This is a genomic window from Streptomyces sp. NPDC029216 (genome assembly GCF_040648015.1).
GTDB lineage: Bacteria > Actinomycetota > Actinomycetes > Streptomycetales > Streptomycetaceae > Streptomyces.
The window spans coordinates 26,249-41,633 of record NZ_JBEZWL010000027.1 but is presented as its reverse complement, the minus strand read 5'-3'; the positions used below and the strand labels follow the sequence as shown (position 1 = coordinate 41,633).

At 72.9% G+C, this 15,385-nt stretch carries 15 protein-coding genes; 4 read left to right on the top strand and 11 right to left on the bottom strand.

The window, feature by feature from the left end:
• Positions 1–20: 20 nt before the first annotated feature.
• Genes AB0F18_RS13515 through AB0F18_RS13505 form a run of 3 tightly spaced genes read right to left on the bottom strand, consistent with a single transcriptional unit; the run spans position 21 to position 3,849 of the window.
• Positions 21–1,361, bottom strand: a complete 1,341-nt coding sequence (locus AB0F18_RS13515) for a cytochrome P450 (RefSeq protein WP_362058890.1) — start codon at positions 1,359–1,361, stop codon at positions 21–23.
• Positions 1,358–2,614, bottom strand: a complete 1,257-nt coding sequence (locus AB0F18_RS13510; RefSeq protein WP_362058888.1) for a macrolide family glycosyltransferase — start codon at positions 2,612–2,614, stop codon at positions 1,358–1,360. Before AB0F18_RS13510 ends, AB0F18_RS13515 begins: the two co-directional genes overlap by 4 nt.
• Positions 2,614–3,849 carry a macrolide family glycosyltransferase gene (locus AB0F18_RS13505; RefSeq protein WP_362058885.1) on the bottom strand — a complete coding sequence of 412 codons (1,236 nt, stop codon included), beginning with the start codon at positions 3,847–3,849 and terminating at the stop codon, positions 2,614–2,616. Before AB0F18_RS13505 ends, AB0F18_RS13510 begins: the two co-directional genes overlap by 1 nt.
• A gap of 306 nt (positions 3,850–4,155) precedes the next feature.
• Here AB0F18_RS13505 and AB0F18_RS13500 point away from each other — a divergent pair, with 306 nt between their 5' ends.
• The 4 genes from AB0F18_RS13500 to AB0F18_RS13485 all read left to right on the top strand — a co-directional run bounded on the left by AB0F18_RS13500 (position 4,156) and on the right by AB0F18_RS13485 (position 7,000).
• On the top strand, positions 4,156–4,293 hold the full coding sequence (locus tag AB0F18_RS13500; protein ID WP_362058882.1) for a hypothetical protein: 138 nt from the start codon (positions 4,156–4,158) through the stop codon (positions 4,291–4,293).
• Between the two features lie 73 nt (positions 4,294–4,366).
• Positions 4,367–5,026 (top strand): flavoprotein, encoded by a 660-nt coding sequence (locus AB0F18_RS13495; RefSeq protein ID WP_362058879.1) that lies wholly within the window; start codon positions 4,367–4,369, stop codon positions 5,024–5,026.
• Positions 5,010–6,224: a macrolide family glycosyltransferase gene (locus AB0F18_RS13490; protein ID WP_362058876.1), complete on the top strand. Its 1,215-nt coding sequence runs from the start codon at positions 5,010–5,012 to the stop codon at positions 6,222–6,224. The genes AB0F18_RS13495 and AB0F18_RS13490 overlap by 17 nt, the downstream gene beginning before the upstream one ends.
• Positions 6,221–7,000: an NAD-dependent epimerase/dehydratase family protein gene (locus tag AB0F18_RS13485; protein WP_362058873.1), complete on the top strand. Its 780-nt coding sequence runs from the start codon at positions 6,221–6,223 to the stop codon at positions 6,998–7,000. Before AB0F18_RS13490 ends, AB0F18_RS13485 begins: the two co-directional genes overlap by 4 nt.
• Here the strand turns inward: AB0F18_RS13485 and AB0F18_RS13480 are convergent.
• The 8 genes from AB0F18_RS13480 to AB0F18_RS13445 all read right to left on the bottom strand — a co-directional run bounded on the left by AB0F18_RS13480 (position 6,967) and on the right by AB0F18_RS13445 (position 15,345).
• Entirely contained in the window at positions 6,967–8,052 is a 1,086-nt protein-coding gene (locus AB0F18_RS13480; RefSeq protein WP_362058870.1) for a DUF4246 family protein, read from the bottom strand. The genes AB0F18_RS13485 and AB0F18_RS13480 overlap by 34 nt on opposite strands.
• A gap of 39 nt (positions 8,053–8,091) precedes the next feature.
• Entirely contained in the window at positions 8,092–8,496 is a 405-nt protein-coding gene (locus tag AB0F18_RS13475; protein ID WP_362058867.1) for an FKBP-type peptidyl-prolyl cis-trans isomerase, read from the bottom strand.
• A gap of 49 nt (positions 8,497–8,545) precedes the next feature.
• Positions 8,546–9,244: a C39 family peptidase gene (locus tag AB0F18_RS13470; RefSeq protein WP_362058864.1), complete on the bottom strand. Its 699-nt coding sequence runs from the start codon at positions 9,242–9,244 to the stop codon at positions 8,546–8,548.
• Positions 9,241–9,957 carry a M15 family metallopeptidase gene (locus AB0F18_RS13465; protein WP_362058861.1) on the bottom strand — a complete coding sequence of 239 codons (717 nt, stop codon included), beginning with the start codon at positions 9,955–9,957 and terminating at the stop codon, positions 9,241–9,243. The genes AB0F18_RS13470 and AB0F18_RS13465 overlap by 4 nt, the downstream gene beginning before the upstream one ends.
• 58 nt (positions 9,958–10,015) lie before the next feature.
• Positions 10,016–11,206, bottom strand: a complete 1,191-nt coding sequence (locus tag AB0F18_RS13460; protein ID WP_362058972.1) for an MFS transporter — start codon at positions 11,204–11,206, stop codon at positions 10,016–10,018.
• A 156-nt stretch (positions 11,207–11,362) separates the two neighbouring features.
• Complete coding sequence (locus AB0F18_RS13455) at positions 11,363–12,634, bottom strand: hypothetical protein (RefSeq protein ID WP_362058858.1); 1,272 nt, start codon at positions 12,632–12,634, stop codon at positions 11,363–11,365.
• A 42-nt stretch (positions 12,635–12,676) separates the two neighbouring features.
• The gene (locus tag AB0F18_RS13450) at positions 12,677–13,732 is read right to left on the bottom strand and encodes an ATP-grasp domain-containing protein (RefSeq protein ID WP_362058855.1); all 1,056 of its coding nucleotides are present in this window, start codon (positions 13,730–13,732) and stop codon (positions 12,677–12,679) included.
• A gap of 74 nt (positions 13,733–13,806) precedes the next feature.
• Positions 13,807–15,345, bottom strand: coding sequence for a class I tRNA ligase family protein (locus AB0F18_RS13445; protein ID WP_362058969.1), 1,539 nt, complete (start codon positions 15,343–15,345; stop codon positions 13,807–13,809).
• Positions 15,346–15,385: the final 40 nt, after the last annotated feature.

Below are 15,385 nucleotides of genomic sequence, written 5' to 3'. Positions count from 1 at the left end.
GGACGGAGGGGCGCGGGGGGTCAGCCGGAGGGGGCCGGCCCGGACCGCGTGGGTCCGAGCCGCACCGGGAGCGTCATCAGCCCGCGCATGTCGCCGACGGGACGCCAGGACTGCGGGCCGTCCGGGTCGGCCGCGGCCAGGCCCGGGTACCGGTCGAGCAGGGAGGCGAGGACGGTCTCGGTCTGCAGCCTGGCCAGCGGCGCCCCCAGGCAGTAGTGGATGCCGTGCCCGAAGGCCAGATGGGGGCCGCGTTCCCGGCCGACGTCGAGGTCGTCGGGCGCGGGGAAGACCGCCGGGTCCCGGTTGGCGGCGGCCAGCGCGACGCCGACGATGGCGCCGGCCGGGACGACGGTCCCGCCGATCTCGATGTCCTCGGTCGCCACCCGCAGGGTCGTACGGGCCAACGAGGGCTCGAACCGCAGCAGTTCGTCGACCGCCGACGGCAGCAGTTCCGGGCGGCGGCGCAGCAGCGCGAGCTGGTCGGGCCGGCGGAGCAGGGCGTCGACCGCGTTGCCGATCATCCCGGTCGTCGTCTCGTGTCCCGCGACCAGCAGGAGCACGAGCAGGCCGACGAGTTCCCCGTCGTCGAGGCGCCCGTCCTGCTCGCCGGCGGCCATGAGGGCGCCGAGCAGGTCGGAGTGTTCCTCCGGGGCGAGGCCGGGCCGGACCCGGGCACGCCTGGCGGCCACCAGGGAGGCGAACCACCGGTGCAGTCTGCGGGTGCGCTCCGCGGGACCGGAGGCGGGTGTGGTTCCCGGTCCGGAGACCGTGAGCATGGACGTCGCCCACCTCAGCAGAGCGGCCCGGTTGGCGTGGGGGATGCCGATGAGCTCGCTGATCACCAGCACCGGGAGGGGGAAGGCGACGGCGGCCATCAGGTCGACGACCGCCCCGGCGCCGCTCCCGGCCCCGCTTCCGGCTCCGCTTCCGGCTCCGGAGGCGGCTCCTGACGCGGCTTCGGCCGCCGCGGAGTCCAGCAGCTCGTCCGTGAGACGTACCACCGCCGGCCTGAGCGCCGCGACACGAGCCGGGGTGAACGCCCCGGAGACGAGCCTGCGCAGCCGGGTGTGGTCCGGCGGGTCGCTGTTCACCAGCGGCAGGAAGAAACTGCCCGCGCCGGCCACGCCGTACCCGGCCGCGCGGAGCGCGTCCGCCGCACGGTGCGGGTCCTTGGAGAACCGGGGGTCCAGCAGGACGGCCTTGGCCTCGTCGTGCCGGGTGACCAGCCAGTACTCGAGCCCCTGCGGGTTGCGGACCCGCCGGGCGCCGGGCGTCTGACGCAGCCGGGCGTAGTGGGCGTGCTGGTCCGCGAAGAAGGCCGGGGTGTCGATCTCGGCCGGAGCGCCCGCGTCCGCCGTCACCGGACCGCCCCGGTCCGCGGCGCGGCCGGCCGGGCCAGCAGCCCTTCGAGGAATTCCGCTGCTGCGGGTGCGCCGCCGGCGTGGTGGATGTGGTCGCGCATGGTGTGGGTGTGGTGGCGGTAGGTGGGGTCGTTGAGGACGTGGTGGGCGGTGTCGCGGAGGGTTTGGGGGGTGAGGTGGTCGCGGTGGAGGAGGCGGCCGAGGCCGAGTTGGGTGAGGCGGTCGGCGTTGGCGCGTTGTTCGCTCATCTGGGGGATGGCGATCATGGGGACGGCGAAGGAGAGGGCTTCCATGACGCTGCCCATGCCGGCGTGGGTGATGAAGAGGTCGGCTTGGCGCAGGATCTGGAGTTGGGGGACGTGGGGGCGGATGTCGATGTGGTCGGGGACGTGGGTGAGGTCGGTGGGGGTGATCTGGTCGCCGACGGCCATGACGATGTCCCAGGGGGTGTCGGTGAAGGCGTCGACGCAGGTCTGGAAGAAGGCGGTGTTGTCGTTGTGGATGGTGCCGAGCGAGACCAGGACGAGCGGCCGTTCGCCGGCGCCGTCGCCGCCCGGACGCGTCCACTCGCCGTCGGAGGCACGGCGGGCGAGGCACGGGCCGGCGAAGTGGACGTCCTCGCCGAACGTCTCGCCGTTGAACTGGAAGGCACGCGGCACGAAGACGAGCGCCGGACCCGACTCGCTCCCGGTCATCAGCTCCTTCGGCCCGATGGGAACCTTCAGCCGGTCCAGCAGCTTCGCGATGCCGTGGAACACGCGGACGACCGCGGGACTGAACGGGTCGACGTCCGTGCTGTGGCCGGCGAGCGACCAGTCCGCGTTCGCGGCGAACGTGGTCCGGTAGGGCACGGCGGGGATGCCGCGGCGCGCCGCGATCAGCCGGGCCGCCCAGCCCGACGGGTCGTCGTAGACCACCAGGTCGGGGCGGTCCGCGGCGAACGCCCGGTCCAGCGGGGCGAGTAGCGCGAGCGTCTCGCGCAGCAGGTCGTGCAGGACCGCGGCGAGGTCGTCGCTGCCGAAGCGGTCGGCACGGTCCGCCGCCGAGTCCCGGGTCGGCAGCCCGTCCATGGTGGACTCGTACCGCAGGGGTGTCGCCCCGGCTTCGGTGACGGCCGCCGCGAAACGGTCGGTGGTCGCGAAGGTCACCCGGTGTCCACGTGCGGTGAGTTCCTCCACGACGCCGAGGGCCGGATTGACGTGCCCGTGTCCCGGGAGGGCGAAGAAGGCGATGTGGGCCCGCTCCCCGGTCATCACGCCTCCGCCCGGGCCGGCGCGAGCAGGGCCTCCACGACGTCCGCTGCTGCGGGTGCGCCGCCGGCGTGGTGGATGTGGTCGCGCATGGTGTGGGTGTGGTGGCGGTAGGTGGGGTCGTTGAGGACGTGGTGGGCGGTGTCGCGGAGGGTTTGGGGGGTGAGGTGGTCGCGGTGGAGGAGGCGGCCGAGGCCGAGTTGGGTGAGGCGGTCGGCGTTGGCGCGTTGTTCGCTCATCTGGGGGATGGCGATCATGGGGACGGCGAAGGAGAGGGCTTCCATGACGCTGCCCATGCCGGCGTGGGTGATGAAGAGGTCGGCTTGGCGCAGGATCTGGAGTTGGGGGACGTGGGGGCGGATGTCGATGTGGTCGGGGACGTGGGTGAGGTCGGTGGGGGTGATCTGGTCGCCGACGGCCATGACGATGTCCCAGGGGGTGTCGGTGAAGGCGTCGACGCAGGTCTGGAAGAAGGCGGTGTTGTCGTTGTGGATGGTGCCGAGGGAGACCAGGACGAGCGGCCGTTCGCCGGTGCCGTCGCCGCCCGGACGCGTCCACTCGCCGTCGAAGGTCCGCTCCGACCAGCACGGTCCGACGAAGTGGACGTCCTCGCCGAACGTCTCGCCCTTGAACTGGAACGCGCGCGGGATGTACACGAGCGCCGGCCCTGACTCGCTGCCGCCGAAGAACTCCTGGGCGGAGCACTTGGCCCCGAGCCGCCGCAGCATGGTGGCGATCTCCCCGAACACGCCGTTCAGGCCCTCGTGCCCCGAGTCGAACTCCGCGTACTCCCCGTCCGTGCCCAGCGACCAGTGTTCGTTGGCCGCCAGTGTCGGGATGCTGCGGACGGCGGGTATGCCCCACTCCTCCGCGAGGAGCCGCCCGGTCCAGCCGGACAGTCCGTCGTAGACCAGCACGTCCGGGCGGTCGCCCTCGAACGCCTTCCGCACCTGCGGGTAGACCGCTTCGGTCTCCCGCACCAGCCCGCGCAGGACCTGGACGAAGTCACCCGTGGTGAAACGGTCGTTGTCCTCCAGGTCGGTCATCGTCGACCGGTACTTCCCCATCACCGTCTCGTAAGGGACCAGCGTCGCGCCGGCCTTCTCGACCTCGGCGCCCTGCTTCGCCGTCACCGCGTAGCTGACCCGATGGCCACGCGCCACGAGCTCCGCCACGATTCCCGCCGTCGGATTCACATGGCCGGTGCCGGGAATGTTGAAGAACGCGATATGGGACATCGGATCACCTGTTTTTCCAGCCGCGGAACTGCAATCGGGAGCGCACCGTAACAAACATCCCGACACGAGCGGTACGGGAGACCGGACGAAATCGGCAGATGCGCACCAAGATGAGGTCCCGTCTCGCACCCGGGTGTGAGACGGCGTACTCGACTCATACCGGGAGGGCGGCCGAGAAACCAGTTGGCCAGCTGAAGAATCCCGGGTGCCGCTCGGACACGATGGCGTCGGCTGTTCGGTTCCCCGACAGCCGATGCCGATTCATTTCGCTTCCGCGCAAATGACTCAACATTCAAGGAGACAACCATGCCCGTGGCTGAGCTGCTCGCCGACGACCTGCTGGAGCTGGACGCGCTGACCGAGGACGAGCTCCTGGTCGAGGCCGACGACAAGGAGGCTCAGGCCATCCTGTGTGCCTGCTGCTGCTCCTGGTGCGGCTGCTGATTGTCGGTCTGACGGGTTCCCGGGAGGCCCGGGCCTCCCGGGAGGCCCCAAGAGATCGGAGTTCGATATGGCAATGGAACAGAACTGGGGAATGCCCGCGATGAAGGTGTCCCCCGTCGGCATCAAACGGCTTCTCCTCATCGGTACCGGATCGTCCAATGCGGCGTTCCTGCCCCTGTGGGTCAACTGGTTCCAGGTGAGTTATCCGGACGTGGAATTGCGGATCGTCCTGACCCGCTCCGCGCAGCGCTTCGTGACGCGCGAAGGACTCGCGGTCCTCACCAATCGGCCGGTATTCGAGGATTCCTGGTCGGACGAACCGCAGGTCCGGAAGCTCCATGTCGAGCTGGCCGGCTGGCCGGACGCGATAGCCGTGTATCCGGCCGGAATGCATTTCATCGCCCGCCTGGCCCAGGGGCTCGCGGACACCCCGGCGACCATGGCCCTCCAGTGCACGGACGCCCCCATCGCACTGGCCGCCGCGCTGCCGCCCGGCGGATGGGAGAGCGCCGCGATGCGCGACCACCGGGCCCGCCTCGCCGGCCGCGAGAACGTCGTGCTCGGGCCGCCCGTCAAGGGCCTCAGCATGACCACCGGCCGTAACGACGGCAACCAGCCGCAGCCCTTCCCGGCGCTCCTGCAGAGCCTGGAGGAACTCCGCGCCCGACGCGCCGGCACGCCCCCCACGCCGACGGGCGCCCCCGGAGCGGTGAGCGATGCCGGTGCCGCCTGACGACGGCGCCGCCGCCCCGGGCCACGGGGGCGGCCGCCCGCACGTGGCGTTCTTCACGGCCGCCGCCCACAGCCACATCACGCCCCTGCTCGGCACGGTCGCCGAACTGGTGCGCCGCGGCGTCCGGGTCAGCTACGCCACCACCGAGCGGTTCGCGCCCATGGTCGAGGCGGCGGGAGCCGAGGCCGTGACATTCCGCTCCTCCCTGCCCGCGGACCCGGCGGACTGGCCGACGGACACGCGCCGACTGCCCCTGCTGTACCTCGCCGACGCACGGGCCACCCTGCCCGAACTGGAGGACCGCTTCGCCGGCCGCCCGCCCGATCTCGTCGTCACCGAGGACCCGGCGGGCGCGGGGGCCGTGCTCGCCGCCAAGCGGGGCGTCCCGTCGATGCAGGTGTGGACGTACCTGGCCACCCCCCGGCACTGGTCCCGCACCGACCCGCACGTCCCGGGCGCCAACCCGTTCGCGGGGGAGTTCCTCACCGGGCTGGCCGGGTTCCTGCGCGACGAAGGCGTACCCACCGACGTGCGCGAACACCTCGACGCCGCGTTCTCCGGCGGCCTCGTCCTGGTGCCCCGCTCCTTCCAGCCGGACGCGCAGAGCTACGGGGACGCGTACACCTTCGCCGGCCCGGCGCTCCCCCCGGAACCCGAGCCCGGCGGATGGACCCCGCCCCCGGGGGACGTCCCGGTCGCACTGGTCACCCTGGGGTCCATCGACCACGCCCACCCCGAGTTCCACGCGATGGCGGCCGAGGCGTTCGCCGGGCTGGACTGGCACCTGGTGATGGCGGTCGGCGAGCGCACCGACCCCGCCCTGCTCGGCCCGCTGCCCCCGAACGTCGAGGCGCACCGCTGGGTGCCGCAGCGGGCCGTCCTGGCCCGTGCCTCGCTGGTCGTCCACCACGGGGGCATGGCCACGACGATGGAGAGCCTGCACCACGGGGTGCCGTCCCTCGTCGTCCCCCGGCTCCCCGAACAGGCCGCCAACGCCCGCCGGCTGCGGGAGCTCGGGCTGGGCGTGGCACTGCCGCTGCGATCCGTGACGGCCGATGTCCTGCGCAGGGCCGTGACCGGCCTGCACGCCCACGAAGGGGTACGCAGCCGGGTGCGCGCCGTACGCGACGAGATCGTACGGGCGGGCCACGCGGGGGCCGCGGCCGACGCGGTGGAGCGACGGCTGCTCCGGGCATGACCACGGAGATCGTAGGCGGGGGCTTCCTCGCGCACTACCTCCGGCACGGCCTCACCCACGGCGTGCCCGCCACCGTCCTGGCCGCCGGGGTCTCGGACACCTCGGAGCGTTCGCCGGAGCGGTTCCGCCGCGAGGCGGCACTGGTGTCCGAGACGGCCCGGCGCTGCCGGGAACGGGGCCGCCTCCTGGTGTTCCTGTCCTCCGCGTCCACCGGGCTCTACGGCAGGACGGGCGAGGGCAGCGAGGACACCCGGGCGGAGCCGGTCTCCCCGTACGGCCGGCACAAGCTGGCGATGGAGCGGCTGGTGGCCGAATCCGGTGCGCGGCGGCTGACGCTCCGGCTCAGCCATGTCGTCGGCCCCGGCCAGAACCCGGCGCAGCTGCTGCCCTCCCTGGTCGGCCAGATCCGGGCGGGCAGTGTCACGGTGCACCGCGGGGCGTGCCGCGACCTCATCGACGTCCGGCACGTCACCACGGTGCTCGACCGGCTGCTCGCCCTGGGGGTGGACGACCGGACGGTCAACGTGGCGTCGGGGACCAGCGTTCCCGCCGCCCGGATCGTCTCGGCCCTGGAGGCGGCCCTGGGCCGCTCGGCCCACTGGACCTTCCACGACGTGCCCACGGAGACCCTGTCCGTCTCCAACCGCCACATGCGCACCCTCGTCCCCGAGACGGCCGCCTTCGGCTTCGGCCCCGACTACCTGCACGACCTGGTCCGGCGCTACGTGAGCGCGGATGAGCTTCAGTGCTCGCAGAGGGAGAATTCCCGCTCGTAGAGCTGCTCGTTGTGTTCGTCGACGAAGAACTTGCGTTCCCGCATGAGCTGTTCGCGGTAGTCCCGTGCCTGTGCGAGCGTCATGGTCGAGGTATCGGACCACGGCTGTTGCGGCGGCACATCGGACGTCGAGACGATGGTCTCCGACGGGTCGACCAGGAAGAACGCGAGGATCCCCTCGACGTGCCAGGAACCGCCCGGGTACTCGGGCTTCTCCGGGGTGAGGTGGATGGTGGCGAGCTTGACGATGACCTGGAGACGGCGGCCGCGCAGGTCGACCCGGGCGGACGCGTCGGGCGGCTCGGGCATGGTGAAGGCGGGGGCGTCCGGGATGACGGGACGGCGGTTCTCCCACCAGTCGTCCTGGGCCTCCGCCCACGCACGACGGGCTTCCGCGTAGGTCTCGTCGTCGGGGTAGGAGGACCGGTTCGGGGGCTCCGGCTCCGAGTCGTACCACCCGTAGGGGTCGGCCTCGATCCGCAGGGGACGCGGATGGCGCAGATCGGTGAGCACGTCCTCCAGCAGCGGGCGCAGGCGCGCGAACAGGTCCGGCAGGACGGAGAGCAGTTCGCGGTGCAGCTCGGGGTGGACGTTGTTGACGTACGAACGGAAGGTGACCTCGCCGTCGTCGCTGACGTCGACGTCCGTGGGCAGCCACTGGAACTTCTCCGAGAATTCGTACGTCGAATGGCGGTCCGTCGGGTTCCGCCAAGCCCGCTCGGGTCCGCCACTCGCCTCCCTCACCAGACAGAACAGCGAGGGATGCACCAGATCCAGTACCTGGCCGTCGGATCCGGGATGCCAGTCCCGCTCCGCCTCGGGGACCTCTTCCAGAACCCGGACCGCGTCACGCAGCCGTGCCCTGAGCTCTTCGTCGATCAGTGCGTCCGACTGCCACACCCCGTCGACGGCGGACACCTCGACGCCGGTTCGCCCGTCCCGCAGCGTGGCGTAATGCACGAGTTCGGCAAGCACATAACGAACCTGCGCTTCGGTGAGGCCCTGGTCGACCGCCTCTCGCGTCCACCGGGCGACGATCTCGGCGTCGTTCATCTTGTCGAACCACCCCGGCTTCCTCGGCGCGACCGGGGCCTAGGAGTTGCTCCACCCGGCGGCGGCGGAATACACGTCGAGCAGGTCCACGACGAAGACCAGGGTCGAGCCCGGCGGGATCAGCGGCGACGGCGACTGGTTCCCGTAGCCGAGGCGCGGGGGGACGATGATCTCGCGCCGGCCGCCGACCCTCATCCCCCTCACTCCCCGGTCCCAGCCCTTGATGACCCTGCCACCGCCCAGGGCGAACTTGAACGGCTGGTCCCGGTCCCAGGAGGCGTCGAACTCCTTCCCGGACGCGAAGGTCACCCCGACGTAGTGGACCCTGACCACCATGCCCGGCTTGACCTCGGGCCCGTCCCCGACGACCAGGTCCCGGACGGTCAGCTCGGTGGGAGCGTCGCCCGTCGGAACGTGGACCTCGGGCTTCGTCCGTTCGCTCATCGCAGCCCCATCACTCTCCGGACACAGGGAACCGGCGTACACCGGATCGTCACACTACCGTTTCCGATGGGCCGGCCGGGCGGCCGAGCAGGACGCCGCGGCGTGCGTAGTAGCGGCGCATCACCGGCCAGGGGACGTCGACGAACTCCTGCGAGACGCCGTGCCAGCCCGACGGGTTGTGGATCGTGACCGCGTTCCGGTCCGCGCCCACGGCCAGGACGAGGTGCCCGCCGCGGTGGGGCGGCTCGGTGTCCCCGCTGCGGACGCCCGGGTGGACGGACAGCATGACGAGGCGGCCGGCGTGCAGCTGGTGCGCGACCTCGCGCAGCGGGAGCCAGGGGCGGGATTCGGCGTGGAGGCCGAAGCGGTCCCGGGTGTGGCGGGCGAAGGGCTCGTAGATCAGCCCGTGCAGGCCGCCCTCCTTCGGTACGTACGCGCCCGCTTCGAGGTACTCCTTGCCGAGGGTGACGCTCGGGGGCGCGTCGAGGCCCCAGTGGGTCAGCGCCATCCGCAGGCAGGCCATGCCGCACACCCGCCAGGACCAGAAGGCGTACTCCTCGGGGGAGTCGGCGCCGGAGGCCCGCCAGCGGGGGTCGTCGGCGGCGTCCAGGCGGCCCGTGACGATCTCCGAGACCAGCTCGGGCGACTCCCACTGCGCGAAGTACGGCACCTCGTGGCGGACGGGCCGGTACGCGGAGAGGGCCGGAAGGGGGTGCGGCGGGGCGAGGGGGGACGGCTCGGGGATCACCGGGCGGTCCCGTCGGCGGCGCCCGCGCTCCCCTGGACCGGCGGTTCCGCGGTGCGGTGGACCGGCCCGTACAGGGCCGCGGGGCGGCCCGTGCCCAGGGCCCAGTAGCGGTCCCCGTACGACCAGTGCCACCACTCGGTGGGGTAGTTGACGAAGCCGGCCGCGGTGAGGACGCTGCCGAGCAGGTCCCGGTTGGCGCGGCTCTCCGGGTCGATGTCCGGGGCCGCCGTGTAGCAGCGCAGGGCGCTGTCCTCGGGGGAGGCGTTGACGCTCGTACCCATGGGCAGTTCGCGGCCGTCCTCGGTACACAGGGTCAGGTCGATGGCGGATCCGGCCGAGTGGGGTGCGATCTCCGGCGGTGACACGTACCGGCTGGCGGCGAGGTGCCGGCCGGCTTCGTCCAGGTCGGGCCGCAGGTCGCGCAGCCGCTCGCGGTACGCGGTGAAGTAGCGCTGCTGGAGGTCGGGCGGCCGGTAGCCCTCGACGAAGAGGAAGGTGATCCCGGCGGGCAGCAGGCCGGCGGCTTGCGCGAGGCGGTCGGCCACCCCCTGCCGTACGTGGGCGTAGTGTCCGGCGGGGTCGGCCTTGCGGGTGTCCATGCGCAGACCGGAGCGGGTGCGCAGGTCGACGAGCGGCTCGTCGGAGCCGGTGACCGGGATCGCCGCGACGCGGGGGTCGGCCATCAGGATGGGGGCGGGCGTGCGGTCCGTCATACGGGTCTCCTCGGTGGTCGTGCGGGGGCGTGTGTCCGGGCTCCGGGTGTCGTCCCGCTCACTCGGTCAGCCGGCGCACGTCTTTGACGAGCAGCGGGACGACCATGGCGAGCAGGGAGAGCACGGCGGCGCAGACGAGGGTGAGGGGCACTCCGCAGGCGGCGGCGACCGGGCCGATCAGGGCCGTGCCGACGGGTCGCAGACCCATCGACCCGAAGCGGTTGACGGCGTCCACGCGCGAGAGGAGGTCGCGGGGTACCTCCTTGGCGATGGCCGCCGACTCCACGGCGGTGAAGACCGCGATGGCCATGCCGGAGACGAACTCGGAGACGGCGAGGACGTACACGGGCGCGGGCAGGGCGAGCAGCAGCAGGGTCGGGCCGGCGCCCGCGAGCATGGCGACGTACCCGGTCAACAGGGGCCGCCGCAGGCGCAGTTTGAGGGACAGGGCAGTGCCGCACAGCCCGCCGGCGCCCAGCGCGCCGACGATGAGGGCCCAGGCGGAGGCGCCGCCGAGGTGGTCGTTGGCGACGACGGGGCCGAGGACGTTCAGGGCGGACAGGAGGCACAGCTGGAAGACGGCGGCGCTGGCGATGAGGGCGGTCAGCCAGCGGCGTTCGGTCACGCAGCGCAGGCCCTCGCGGATGTCCCCGGCCATCGAGCGGCGGGCGCCGGCGGCCGGGTGGCCGAGCGGGCCGACGGCGGCGACGAGGAGTGCGCTGATCAGGAAGGTGGCTCCGTCCGCCACCAGCAGCCAGCCGGGGTCGACCCAGGCCAGGAGTGCGGCGGCGAGGACCGGTCCGGCGACTTCCGCGGCATTGCCCACGAGGGAGAAGAGGCTGTAGGTCTGCCGGAGGTTCCCTGCCGGGGCGACCTCCGCGATGGCGCCGGTGGAGGCCGGGTTGAAGAACGCGCCCGTCGCCCCGCGGGTGGCGGCCAGCAGGGCGATGCACCACAGCGGGGCGTGCTGGAGGAGGATGAGGACGCCGGTGAGGGTCTGGCCCGCGAAACCCGCGAGGTTCGACCACACCATGACGGACCGGCGCGGGTAGCGGTCGCCGATGACCCCGCCGATCAGGACGAGCGCCACGCTCGGCAGCGCCCGGGCCGCCAGCACGATGCCGATGCCGGACGCGCCGCCGCCCAGGGCGAGGACGGCGAAGACCAGGGCGACGGGGGTGACCATGTCGCCCAGCACCGAGGTGCCGCGGGCCAGGAAGAGCAGCCGCAGCGGTCTGCGGCGGAGCAGCCGGCGGGGAGTGAGCGCGGTGCCGGGTTCCGGCGGGGGCGTGGTGGTGTTCGCTTGGGCGTTGATGGCGGCATCCTCAAGGGCAGGGCGGCACGGGCAGGGCCGTCGGCAGGGCAGTCGGCAGGGGGGGCAGGCGGAGGCGCCCGGCAGTGTCCGTCAGCGGCCGGCCACGGCGTTCGTGAACTCGTCCCGCTCCCAGGCCCGTACCGCCAGGTAGTCGCGTTCGAGCTGCGCGGGGTCCTCGTGGCAGAGGTAGAGGCCGCCGGGCTTGCTGTGCAGGCCGGTCGTACGGGGGAGTTCGCATCCGGGGCGGACGGTCAGCCGGATCCCGTGGAACGACGGGAGCGAGGTGACCGGGTCCAGGTCGAGCGGCCGCAGGAGGACGCCGGCGGCCGGGGAGATCAGGCTGACGCCCAGGGCGTGGCGGCGCAGCGGGCGTACCGGACCGCGGTCGGCGACCGCGTCGGGCGCGAGGTAGGAGTCGACGACCTCGTCGAGGTGGCTGGTGCCCAGGGCCTTGAGGCTGAGCGAGGGGTCGTGGCCGCCGGGCAGCCGGGTGCCCGTCTCCAGCAGCAGGGGTCCCCGGTCGGTGAGGATGACCTCGGTGTGGGTGGCGCCCCAGCGCACGCCCAGCGCGGTGAGGACCTCGCGGACGTAGCCGAGGAGGGCGGGCATGCCGGGCGCGTCGGGGCTCTGCAGCTCCTGCCGGTCGTAGACGGGCGCGTCGTCGACCAGCTTCTTGTCGGAGCGCCAGATCTCGACGGCCATGTGGGAGCCGTCCACGGACACGGTGTTGACCATGTACTCCGGGCCGGTGAGGAGTTCCTGGACCACGACGCCGTCGTTGGGCTGGCCGAACAGGTTGGGGGCGCCCAGCAGGCCGCGGACGGCGGCGTCGCGGTCCGCCGCGGTGGGGCAGATGTGCACGCCGTCCGTCCCGGCGCTGGCGGGCGGCTTGACCACGGTGGGCTGCGCCGGGTCGAGCGGGCCGGTCTGCCAGTGGACGCGGCCGTCGCCGTCCAGGTGCTGCTGGGCCGGTACGGGGACCCCGGCCTCGTGCAGGATCCGGTGCATCGTGCGCTTGTCCCGGCGGGCCGCGGCGAAACCGGGGGCGTTCGCCGTGGGCAGGTCCAGCTCGGTGGCGAGGAGGTCGGCGGTGTCGCTGCCGCTCTCGGTGCCGGCCAGGACGTGCCGGACGCCCAGGTCGCGCAGCTGCCGTGCGGTGGCCGCCGGGTCACCGGTGAAGTCGAGCGCGGCGGTGAAGTCAGGCGCGTGGAAGGTGTGGAGCTGCCGTTCGAACTCCGCGGTGTGGTTGCGTACGTGGACGACGGGGACGCCTCGGGAGCGGAGGGCGGGGCCGAGGAGGTGACCGGTGCCGAGGGCGTCGACCACGGCTACCGCGGTGGTGTTGTAGCCGTCATGGAGCATGGGGTGGGTGTCCGTTCCGTGCGGTGGGCGATGAGGGTGAGATCAGGCCAGGTCGGCCCGCTCCCGCCGCCAGGGCGCGAGCTTCGCGGTGTTGGCGGCGCTGGCCAGGACGACGCCCAGCAGCTCGGGGTACGTGATGCCGGCCGCGGCGGCGGCGAGCACGAGGTTGCTGCCGTGCTGGACGCCGGGGATGGTGTTGAGTTCCAGGAGCGCCGGGTCACCGTCCGGCGTGAGGATGAAGTCCACCCGGATCGCCCCCTCGAAGTCGATGACCTTCAGGACCTCCCGGGTGGCGCGGTGCAGGGCGTGCAGGCGCGGGTCCTCGGCGTCGGTCAGGGCCCGGTAGGTCACCGTGCCCGCCTGCTCGCCGTGCAGCTTGCTGTACTCGTCGTAGTACTCCCGCTCGGTGCCGCAGGTGACCGGCGGCAGCAGGACCACGTCCCCGTCGATGCGCAGCGCCGACACCGTCACGGTGGTGCCGTCGACGAAGGGTTCGGCGATGACGTCGGTGAAGCCGGCCTTCCCGAGGCCGCGCAGGGCGGGGACGACGTCCTCCGGCTCGGTGACGAGGACCATGCCCACGCTGCTGCCGCCGTTGACGGCCTTCAGCATGACCGGGCAGTGCAGGCCGGCCTCGGGCGTCTCGGCCGGGCTGAGCCGGCGGTGGGCGGGGATGGTGACGCCGGAGGAGGCCAGGACCAGTTTCGTCAGGCGCTTGTCGGCGCCGATGACGCCCGTCGCGACCGAGCTGCCGGTGTAGGGGACGCCGAGGTAGGCGAGCGTGCCCTGGAGGTGGCCGTCCTCGCCGAAGTCGCCGTGCACGTTGAGGAACGCGGCGTCGTAGGCGGTGATCTCGGACGGGAAGGAGGGGGAAGTCGGGTCGATCCAGTCGGCATCGGTCCCCAGCTGCCGCAGCCCGTCGAGGACGTCGTGCACCGACCAGTCGGCGGCGGGCTTGCTCTCCATGTAGAGCCGGTCCTCGGCGGAGGTCCCGCCGTAGAGCACGGCCACCCGCCAGGGGGCGGTACGGGCCACGGCGCTGCGGACCAGCTCGCGCAGCCGGTGGGGTTCGTGGTCGAGCCAGCTGGTGATGTGCATGGGGTACTCCGGTGTCGGGTCGATGAGGGAGGAAGCGGGTGGGGGAGGCGGGGCCGGGGCGGCGGCCGCGCGCCTCAGGCCCGGTGGACGAACGGCAGGAGGGCCTCGGCCGTCAGCGGCTCCGCGGGCGGCGGCGTCAGCCGCGGCTCCGGGCTCGGCGCCGGGCTGCCGGCACGGGCCCGTGCCAGGTCCGGCGCGCCCTCGAAGCCCAGCTGGGCCCAGATCTCACCGGCGAGGCGGGGCACCAGGGGGGCGCCGAGCAGGGCGAGGCCGAGCAGCCACGGTCCGCGGTCCTCCGGCGCGGAGCCGGGGCCCCGGTGCATCCAGTCGGCGAGCGCGGTGACCGCCGCGGTGAGGTCCGTGTGGTACGGGCTGAGCCCGGTGTGCTGGGCCTCGACGGCGTCGAGCACGGCGGGGGTGCACGCCACGGAGGCGCCCGCCGACCGCACCTGGTCGACCGCGGGCAGCAGCACGTTCCGCTGCCAGTCGCGCAGCCGCACCACGTCGTCGACCAGGCCGTCCAGGGTGACGTCGGCGGTGCCGTGGTCCAGCGGGGCGTGGAGCAGGTGGAAGCGCAGCTCGTCCGCCGTGACGCAGGCACTGCCGAGCAGCTCGCCGAGCCAGATGCCGTGGCCCTTGCTGGTGGAGCACTTCTGACCCTCGAAGTGCAGCATGCCGGTGACGACGGCCGCGTCGAACGGCTTGAGGGCGCCGCCCGACCCCTGGGCGATGACGTGCGGGGACACGAAGCCCGGACGGGAGTTGTCGCTGCCGAACACACCGATGGTGGTGACGCCGCTGCCGGCGGCGAACGGGTTGGCGCCGGCGTCCGTCAGCCGGCGGTGCACCTCGCCGCAGTACACGCTGTACAGGTAGTAGCTGTTCGCGATGACCTTGCCCGGCGGGAGCGTACGGCTCTTGATGCCCCAGGTGCCCTGGCCGGTGAGGTTGACCCGGCCCGCACTGGCGTCGAGGTAGCGGCGCACGGTGTCGAGGAACTGCGGGCGCACCCCGGCCCGTACGTGGTGCTCGGTGATGGCGTCCGGATCGGTCGGGTACGTGAACCAGTTCTCCTCGTCCCGCCACACCAGCGTGGAGTCGTCGAGCCGCGAGCGCGGGTTGACGACCTCCTCGGGCTGGAAGAACTGCCCGCAGAAGGTGCAGGTCGCGCCGCCGCACGGCTTGCCGCAGTGCGGGCAGTCGCCGGCGATCCAGGTGCCGACGACGGCCCGCCCGGTCTGCTCGGAGAACGGGATCCGCTCGCTCTCGGCGCGCGCCGCGCCGGTGGAGCGGAGCAGTTCGAGGGTGTCCTCGTGGACGGCCCGATAGCCGTCGTGGTGCTCGGCCGAGGTCGGGTCGATCCACGCGTCGAGGCCGATGGACAGGCTGTCCAGGTCCTGCTTGATGCCGGTGTGGAAGCGGGCGACGGTCTCCTCGGGGGTGTGCCCCTCCGCCCGGGCCGCGGCGGTGACCCAGTCCTCGAACCCGTCGCTGCCGCTGATGACGGACACGTCGTGGCCGCGGCTGCGCAGCGCACGGGCGAGGACGTCGGCGCGCAGATACGTTCCGGCGCCGTGGCCGATGTGCATGCGTCCGTTGGGGGTGGGTTGCATCGGCACGATGAGGACGGTCTGACTGACGTGCACGGGGGGC

Bases quoted from the DNA above. Each gene is read 5' to 3' on its own strand.
- AB0F18_RS13510 (WP_362058888.1), bottom strand. From the start codon at position 2,614: ATGACCGGGGAGCGGGCCCACATCGCCTTCTTCGCCCTCCCGGGACAC.
- AB0F18_RS13505 (WP_362058885.1), bottom strand. From the start codon at position 3,849: ATGTCCCATATCGCGTTCTTCAACATTCCCGGCACCGGCCATGTGAAT.
- AB0F18_RS13465 (WP_362058861.1), bottom strand. From the start codon at position 9,957: ATGACGGACCGCACGCCCGCCCCCATCCTGATGGCCGACCCCCGCGTC.
- AB0F18_RS13495 (WP_362058879.1), top strand. From the start codon at position 4,367: ATGGAACAGAACTGGGGAATGCCCGCGATGAAGGTGTCCCCCGTCGGC.
- AB0F18_RS13475 (WP_362058867.1), bottom strand. From the start codon at position 8,496: ATGAGCGAACGGACGAAGCCCGAGGTCCACGTTCCGACGGGCGACGCT.
- AB0F18_RS13450 (WP_362058855.1), bottom strand. From the start codon at position 13,732: ATGCACATCACCAGCTGGCTCGACCACGAACCCCACCGGCTGCGCGAG.
- AB0F18_RS13490 (WP_362058876.1), top strand. From the start codon at position 5,010: ATGCCGGTGCCGCCTGACGACGGCGCCGCCGCCCCGGGCCACGGGGGC.
- AB0F18_RS13480 (WP_362058870.1), bottom strand. From the start codon at position 8,052: ATGAACGACGCCGAGATCGTCGCCCGGTGGACGCGAGAGGCGGTCGAC.
- AB0F18_RS13455 (WP_362058858.1), bottom strand. From the start codon at position 12,634: ATGCTCCATGACGGCTACAACACCACCGCGGTAGCCGTGGTCGACGCC.
- AB0F18_RS13485 (WP_362058873.1), top strand. From the start codon at position 6,221: ATGACCACGGAGATCGTAGGCGGGGGCTTCCTCGCGCACTACCTCCGG.
- AB0F18_RS13500 (WP_362058882.1), top strand. From the start codon at position 4,156: ATGCCCGTGGCTGAGCTGCTCGCCGACGACCTGCTGGAGCTGGACGCG.
- AB0F18_RS13445 (WP_362058969.1), bottom strand. From the start codon at position 15,345: ATGCAACCCACCCCCAACGGACGCATGCACATCGGCCACGGCGCCGGA.